Origin of the sequence: Pseudomonas sp. PA-4-8C, from assembly GCF_021606625.1 — a bacterium.
Classification (GTDB): Bacteria; Pseudomonadota; Gammaproteobacteria; order Pseudomonadales; family Pseudomonadaceae; genus Aquipseudomonas; species Aquipseudomonas lactis.
On the sequence record NZ_WKCD01000040.1, the window covers coordinates 26,030 to 32,837 of the forward strand.

At 62.2% G+C, this 6,808-nt stretch carries 8 protein-coding genes and 1 riboswitch; of the genes, 7 read left to right on the plus strand and 1 reads right to left on the minus strand.

The genetic code is table 11. The annotated features are described in order from the left end of the window. The first annotated feature begins 14 nt into the window (after positions 1 to 14). A complete protein-coding gene (locus GIW04_RS09795) occupies positions 15 to 644 on the plus strand; it encodes a C40 family peptidase (RefSeq protein WP_003193051.1) in 630 nt (209 codons plus the stop codon). A gap of 144 nt (positions 645 to 788) precedes the next feature. Beyond that, entirely contained in the window at positions 789 to 1,328 is a 540-nt protein-coding gene (locus GIW04_RS09800) for a C40 family peptidase (RefSeq protein WP_120248427.1), read from the plus strand. A gap of 123 nt (positions 1,329 to 1,451) precedes the next feature. On the opposite strand, the gene GIW04_RS09805 is transcribed toward GIW04_RS09800, so the two are convergent. Further along, a complete protein-coding gene (locus GIW04_RS09805) occupies positions 1,452 to 2,765 on the minus strand; it encodes a PQQ-dependent sugar dehydrogenase (RefSeq protein WP_120248426.1) in 1,314 nt (437 codons plus the stop codon). 99 nt (positions 2,766 to 2,864) lie between these two features. Next, positions 2,865 to 3,111, plus strand: a riboswitch (cobalamin riboswitch). Positions 3,112 to 3,190: 79 nt separating this feature from the next. Between GIW04_RS09805 and cobO the strand changes: the two genes are divergently transcribed. From cobO to GIW04_RS31445, 5 genes are all read left to right on the plus strand, one after another. Then, entirely contained in the window at positions 3,191 to 3,802 is a 612-nt protein-coding gene (gene cobO / locus GIW04_RS09810) for a cob(I)yrinic acid a,c-diamide adenosyltransferase (RefSeq protein ID WP_003193046.1), read from the plus strand. Then, a complete protein-coding gene (locus tag GIW04_RS09815) occupies positions 3,799 to 5,181 on the plus strand; it encodes a cobyrinate a,c-diamide synthase (RefSeq protein WP_120248425.1) in 1,383 nt (460 codons plus the stop codon). Before cobO ends, GIW04_RS09815 begins: the two co-directional genes overlap by 4 nt. Next, positions 5,178 to 5,828 (plus strand): 5,6-dimethylbenzimidazole synthase, encoded by a 651-nt coding sequence (bluB, locus tag GIW04_RS09820; protein ID WP_034136132.1) that lies wholly within the window; start codon positions 5,178 to 5,180, stop codon positions 5,826 to 5,828. Before GIW04_RS09815 ends, bluB begins: the two co-directional genes overlap by 4 nt. Beyond that, the gene (gene cbiB / locus GIW04_RS09825; protein ID WP_094774032.1) at positions 5,825 to 6,733 is read left to right on the plus strand and encodes an adenosylcobinamide-phosphate synthase CbiB; all 909 of its coding nucleotides are present in this window, start codon (positions 5,825 to 5,827) and stop codon (positions 6,731 to 6,733) included. Before bluB ends, cbiB begins: the two co-directional genes overlap by 4 nt. Further along, on the plus strand, positions 6,726 to 6,808 hold an 83-nt coding region (locus tag GIW04_RS31445), incomplete at its 3' end, for a hypothetical protein (protein ID WP_442962796.1). The genes cbiB and GIW04_RS31445, both read left to right, overlap by 8 nt.

Here is a 6,808-nt window from a genome sequence, read left to right on the forward strand (position 1 = left end):
CCACGGTCGTGCCCATGCTAAATCGCTTCGCACCCCTCGTGCCTCTCGCACTCGTTACCCTGTTGTTTGGTTGCGCCTCCCACCCTCAGCAGGTGGCAGAACAGCAAAAACCACAGGTTCAAAATCAGGCAAAGTTCGTTGCTGCACAGTCTGCTTCTGTTTATGAAGAAGAGGTGGCAACCGAAAAAGAACTCGCCGAGTTCTCCGACAGCAAGCCTTACCAGCTGCCACTTCTGGCCGACAGCATCCTTGAGCGCGGCATGTCCTTGATCGGTACCCGTTACCGTTTCGGCGGCACCTCGGAAGCCGGTTTTGATTGCAGCGGTTTCATTGGCTACCTGTTTCGTGAAGAAGCCGGTATGAACCTGCCGCGCTCCACGCGCGAGATGATCAACGTGAATGCACCGTTGGTCGCACGAAACAACCTCAAGCCCGGTGATCTGCTTTTCTTTAGTACCAGTGGCCGCGGTCGTGTCAGCCACGCCGGTATCTACCTGGGCGATAACCAGTTTATTCATTCCAGCAGCCGCCGCAGTGGTGGTGTTCGGGTCGATAACCTCGGTGACAGCTACTGGAGCAAAACCTTCATCGAAGCCAAGCGCGCACTCGCCATGGCCCCGACGACGGTTACCGCTAGTAAGTAAAGTTAAAGTGATACTTGAAGTTTGACGTGTAAGCGCTAGAATCCCTGGACATTGTTGTTATCCGTTCGCGCGAGCTTTGCTTGCGCGTTCTGGTTTTCAACGTTCGGCAGCGAAAGCCGCATCCAGACCAGGATTGTTCTGCACATGTCGACCTCGGCCCGCCTGATGCTTATTGTTTGCGCCGCGCTGCTCAGCGCCTGCGCCAGTCGCACACCGCCGCCCGCGCCCGTCGCGGTCAAGCCTAAGCCGGTGTTCAACTATGCCACCCAGAATTTCTCGCCAGCTGCCGAAGACGTGCTCTTTCGTGCGCTGGGCCTGGTCGGCACGCCTTATCGCTGGGGCGGCAACACACCGGACTCGGGTTTTGATTGCAGCGGCCTGATCGGCTTTGTATTCCGCGACGCTGCTGGCATCTCATTGCCGCGCACCACCCGTGAACTGATCGTGATGCGTGCCCAGGACGTCAGCGAACAAAACCTGCAGACCGGCGACCTGCTGTTCTTCGCCACCGGTGGTGGTTCGCGGGTCAGCCATGCGGGCATTTATGTGGGGGAGGGGCGCTTCGTACACGCGCCGCAAACCGGCGGTACGGTGAAGCTGGATACGCTATCCAAAGCGTATTGGCAGAATGCCTACCTGAGTGCCAAACGCGTGTTGCCAGAGAATCTGGCGCGTAACCCCTGAATCAATAAAACTCCAAAATGTGGGAGCGGGCTTGCCCGCGAATGCAGTGTGTCAGTCGACGGGTTAGTTGGCTGGGCCACCGTAATCGCGGGCAAGCCCGCTCCCACATGGGTGTGTGGCGATCTACTTAGCAGCCGACACCCGCCAAACCTTATTGCCCACATCATCGGCCACCAGCAAATCCCCCTGCTGATCTATCACCACGCCGACCGGCCGGCCCATGGCTTTCTCATTGCTATCAAGAAACCCCGTCAGCACATCCACCGGTTGCCCTTTCGGCTGGCCCCCTTCGAAGGGAACGAAAATCACCTTGTAGCCACTGTGCGGCTTGCGGTTCCAGGAACCATGCTGGCCGATAAATGCGCCATTACTGAAGGGGGCGGGCAGTTTGCTGCCCTCGGCGAAAGTCAGCCCAAGCGACGCGGTATGAGGGCCTACCGCATAGTCCGGAGCGATGGCCTTGGCGACCATGTCCAGGTTCTGCGGGGTCACACGCACATCCACATGCTGGCCGTAATAACTGAAAGGCCAGCCGTAGAAGCCACCATCCTTGACCGAGGTGATGTAGTCCGGCACCAGATCACTGCCGATCTCATCGCGCTCGTTGACCGCCGTCCACAGCTTGCCGCTCTGTGGTTCCCACGCCATGCCGTTGGGGTTGCGCAGGCCGGAGGCAAAAATGCGGTGCTGGCCGCTGGCGCGGTCGACTTCCCAAATGGCGGCGCGGCCCTGTTCGGCTTCCAGGCCGTTTTCGCCGACGTTGCTGTTGGAGCCGACGCTCACGTACAGCTTGCTGCCGTCCTGGCTGGCCACCACATTTTTGGTCCAGTGGTGGTTCAAGGGGCCACCGGGTAAATCCACCACCTTTGTGCCTGGGGAGGTGATTGCGGTTTCACCCGGCTGATAGGGGAAGCGCAGCAACTTATCCGAATCGGCCACATACAGGTCGTTGCCCACCAAGGTCATGCCAAACGGCGAATTGAGGTTCTCCAGGAACACCGTGCGAGTTTCTGCAACACCGTCATGGTCGGCATCGCGCAGCAAGGTAATACGGTTCGGGCTCGGCACCCCGGCGCCAGCGCGGTCCATGACTTTTTCCATCACCCAGCCACGTACGCCTTTGGCGTCGTCCGGTTTGGGCGGTGCATTGGTCTCGGCCACCAGCACGTCGCCGTTGGGCAGCACGTAGAGCCAGCGCGGGTGGTCCAGGCCTTCGGCGAACGCAGCCACTTGGGTGCCTGCGGCCGCGATGGGCTTGGCGCCTTCGGGCCAGCCGATGGCCGGGGCGATATTGACGGTGGGGATCAGCGTCTTGTTCGGCTCCGGCAGCCGGGGCGAGGGCCCGGTGCCGTCGGCGACCTGCAGGGTCGAGCTTTCGCCGCACGCAGCGAGGCTACCGGCGAACATGATCAGTAGGGCGAGTCGGGTTTTAGGCATGGTTTTCTCCTTGATACCTGTAGGGGTAGAGAAGCACGAACGGCGGATGGTTCAAGTCCAAGGCCAGCTTTAATTGACGCTCCACCCCCAACCCACTAACCTTCGCGGCTTGTTCCAGGTGCTCTGTGGCGTACGCGTCGACGGAGTGAAACAGGGAAGCCGGTGAGTGAGCGCACTTGTACACAGTGCTGCCGCGATTCCGGCGCTGCCCCCGCAACGGTAAATGAGTCAAGACGGTGCTGTTTGCCACTGTATCGCGTGCGATATGGGAAGGCGCACCCTCGGCTGCTTGCTATCAAAAGCGCCACTCATGAGCCCGGAGACCGGCCTGGATCATCCAACAGCATCACGGTGGGCGATGCTTGGCTGTCTGTTTTTTCTTTTTCCTGCCCGCCGTTTTTGTCCAGCCCCAACGGAGAGCTGCCATGACTGATTCCCCCGAACGCGACGAACGCCACCTGGCGCGCATGCTGCGCAAAAAAGCCGTGATTGACGAGCGCATCGCCAATTCCCCCAACGAGTGCGGCCTGCTGCTGGTGCTGACCGGCAATGGCAAAGGCAAGAGCAGTTCGGCGTTCGGCATGCTGGCCCGAGCCATGGGCCATGGCATGCAATGCGGTGTGGTGCAGTTCATCAAGGGGCGTAACAGCACCGGCGAAGAATTGTTCTTCCGCCGCTTCCCCGAGCAGGTGCACTTTCATGTGATGGGCGAAGGCTTCACCTGGGAAACCCAGGACCGCCAGCGCGATATCGCCGCCGCCGAAGCGGCTTGGGCGGTGTCCCGGGCCATGTTGAATGACCCCTCCATCGGCTTGGTGGTGCTGGACGAACTGAACATCGCCCTCAAGCACGGCTACCTTGACCTGGACCAGGTACTCAGCGACCTGCAAGCGCGCCCGCCCATGCAGCATGTAGTGGTTACCGGCCGTGGCGCCAAGCCTGAACTGATCGAAATGGGCGACACCGTCACCGAAATGGGCATGCTCAAGCACGCGTTCCAGGCCGGTATCAAGGCACAGAAAGGCGTCGAACTTTGAATCAGCCCCGTCATTGCCCGGCCGTATTGATCGCCGCTCCGGCGTCCGGCCAGGGCAAAACCACGGTCACCGCCGCGCTCGCCCGCTTGCACCGCAACCTGGGACGCAAGGTGCGCGTGTTCAAATGCGGGCCGGACTTTCTCGACCCGATGATCCACGAGCGAGCCAGTGGCGCGCCGGTGTACCAGTTGGACATGTGGATGGTGGGCGAGCAGGAAAGCCGCCGTCTGCTCTGGGATGCGGCGGGGGAGGCCGACCTGATTCTCATCGAAGGCGTGATGGGCCTGTTCGACGGCACGCCTTCCAGCGCTGACCTGGCGCGACACTTCGGTGTACCGGTGCTGGGTGTGATCGATGGCACCGCCATGGCCCAGACGTTCGGCGCCCTGGCTTTGGGGTTGGCGCGCTATCAACCCGACCTGCCGTTCGCCGGCGTGCTGGCCAATCGCGTCGGCACCCTGCGCCATGCGCAATTGCTCGAAGGCAGCCTTACCGAGGGCTTGCGTTGGTACGGTGCATTGTCCCGCGAGACCGGCATCGAACTGCCCAGCCGTCATCTGGGCCTGGTGCAAGCCAGCGAACTGAATGATCTTGACGTGCGCCTGGACGCTGCCGCCCAGGCGTTGGGCAGCAGCTGCGAAGTGGCCCTGCCGCCGCCGGTGACCTTTGCCGCGCCCGAGGTGATCGAAGCCGAACCCTTGCTGGCCGGTGTGCGTATTGCCGTGGCCCGTGACGAAGCCTTTGCCTTTACTTACGGCGCCAGTTTGGATTTGCTGCGGGCGATGGGCGCCGAGCTGAAGTTCTTCTCACCGATCCATGATCGGCAACTGCCCGAAGCTGACAGCCTCTATCTGCCCGGCGGGTATCCAGAACTGCACCACCAGGCATTGTCGGCCAATACCGCGATGCTGGACGCCATTCGTGCTCATCACGCCGCTGGCAAACCGCTGCTCGCCGAATGCGGTGGCATGCTCTATCTGCTCGACTCGTTGACCGATGTGGAGGGTACACGCGCCGAACTGGTTGGCTTGTTACAAGGCGATGCGGTGATGCAGAAGAAACTCGCGGCCCTGGCGCTGCAAAGCGTTGAGATGCCGGAGGGCACGTTGCGTGGGCATACCTATCACCATTCCCTGACCAGTACCGAATGGGCGCCGATTGCCCGTGGTCTGAGCCCTAACGGCGGGCGCGGGGCTGAAGCGGTTTACCGACAGGGGCGTTTGACCGCCTCCTATGTGCACTTTTATTTTCCGTCGAATCCTGGCGCGGTGGCCGCGTTGTTCGCCCCAGACCTTGAGACCGCTATCGCAGGCAAGCCAGCTCCCACAGGGGAATGCATTCCAAATGTGGGAGGGGGCTTGCCCCCGATGAGGCCATGACTGACAACGCCTTCCCCGAGGCCGACCGCCAGGCCGTCTACCGCGCCATCGCCGAACGCCGCGACATGCGCCACTTCAGCGGCGGCAATGTCGCGCCTGAACTGCTGCAACGCCTGCTCCACGCCGCGCACCAGGCGCCCAGCGTCGGCCTGATGCAGCCGTGGCGTTTTATCCGCATCAGCGATCGCCCGCTGCGCAGCCAGATTCAACAGTTGGTGGAAGAAGAGCGCGTACGCACAGCCGAAGCATTGGGCGAGCGCTCCGATGCGTTCATGAAACTCAAGGTCGAAGGCATCAACGACTGTGCCGAGGTACTGGTCGCAGCGCTGATGGACGACCGCGAGCGCCATATCTTCGGGCGCCGCACCTTGCCGGAAATGGACATGGCCTCGCTCTCCTGCGCGATCCAGAACCTGTGGTTGGCGGCGCGCGTGGAAGGATTGGGCATGGGCTGGGTTTCGCTGTTCGATCCCCAGGCCCTGGCCGAGCTGCTGGGCTTGCCGCCCGGCGCAAAACCCCTGGCTGTGTTGTGCCTGGGGCCGGTGGCCGAGTTTTACCCGGCACCGATGTTGCAGCTGGAAGGCTGGGCCGAGCCGCGACCGCTAAGTGACATGCTGTATGAAAACACGTGGGGAGTGAGTCAATGAGTGTGGCCTTGCTGTGTGTGGCTGCGGTGGCGCTGGATGCGCTGCTGGGTGAGCCCAGGCGCTGGCATCCGCTGGTGGCGTTCGGCAATTTCGCCGGGCGCATCGAGCAACGCTTCAATAGCGGTGGGCGTGGCTGGCGCAGCCATGGCGTGACCGCGTGGTTTATCGCCGTGGTGCCGCTGACCCTGCTGGCCACGGCGTTGTCGTGGGCGCCCTATATCGGCTGGCTGCTGGAGATTATGGCGTTGTACTGCGCCCTGGGCATGCGCAGCCTGGGTGAGCACGTAACCCCAGTGGCCCAGGCCCTGCGCCGTAATGATCTGGACGAAGCGCGCACCCGTGTGAGTTACCTGGTCAGCCGCCAGACCAGCGAACTGGACCGCACTGAAGTCGCCCGTGCTGCCACCGAATCGGTGCTGGAGAACGGCAGCGATGCGGTATTCGCCGCGTTGTTCTGGTTTGTGGTAGCCGGTGTGCCGGGCGTGGTGCTCTATCGCTTGAGCAACACCCTGGACGCCATGTGGGGCTATCGCAATGAGCGCTTTGAGCGCTTCGGCTGGGCAGCCGCCAGGATCGACGATGTGCTCAACTATATTCCTGCGCGTTTGGTGGCCTTAACCTACGCGTTATTGGGTAAAACCCGCCTGGCGCTCAAATGCTGGCGCACCCAGGGCCCGACTTGGGACAGCCCCAACGCCGGCCCGGTGATGGCGGCAGGGGCCGGCGCCTTGGGTGTGGAGCTCGGCGGCGCGGCGATTTATCACGGCGAGGTGCACCAGCGCCCGCCATTGGGCGAAGGCCCGCCGGCCGACGCCGATTCCATTGATCGCGGCTGGCAACTGGTGCAGCGCGGCGTATGGTTGTGGCTGCTGGTCCTGTGCGTGGGGGCGCAAATCTATGCTTGAACATGGTGGTCGGCTGCGTAAGGCCGCGATTGAGTACGGCATTGCCGAAGCGGATTGGCTCGACCTGTCCAGCGG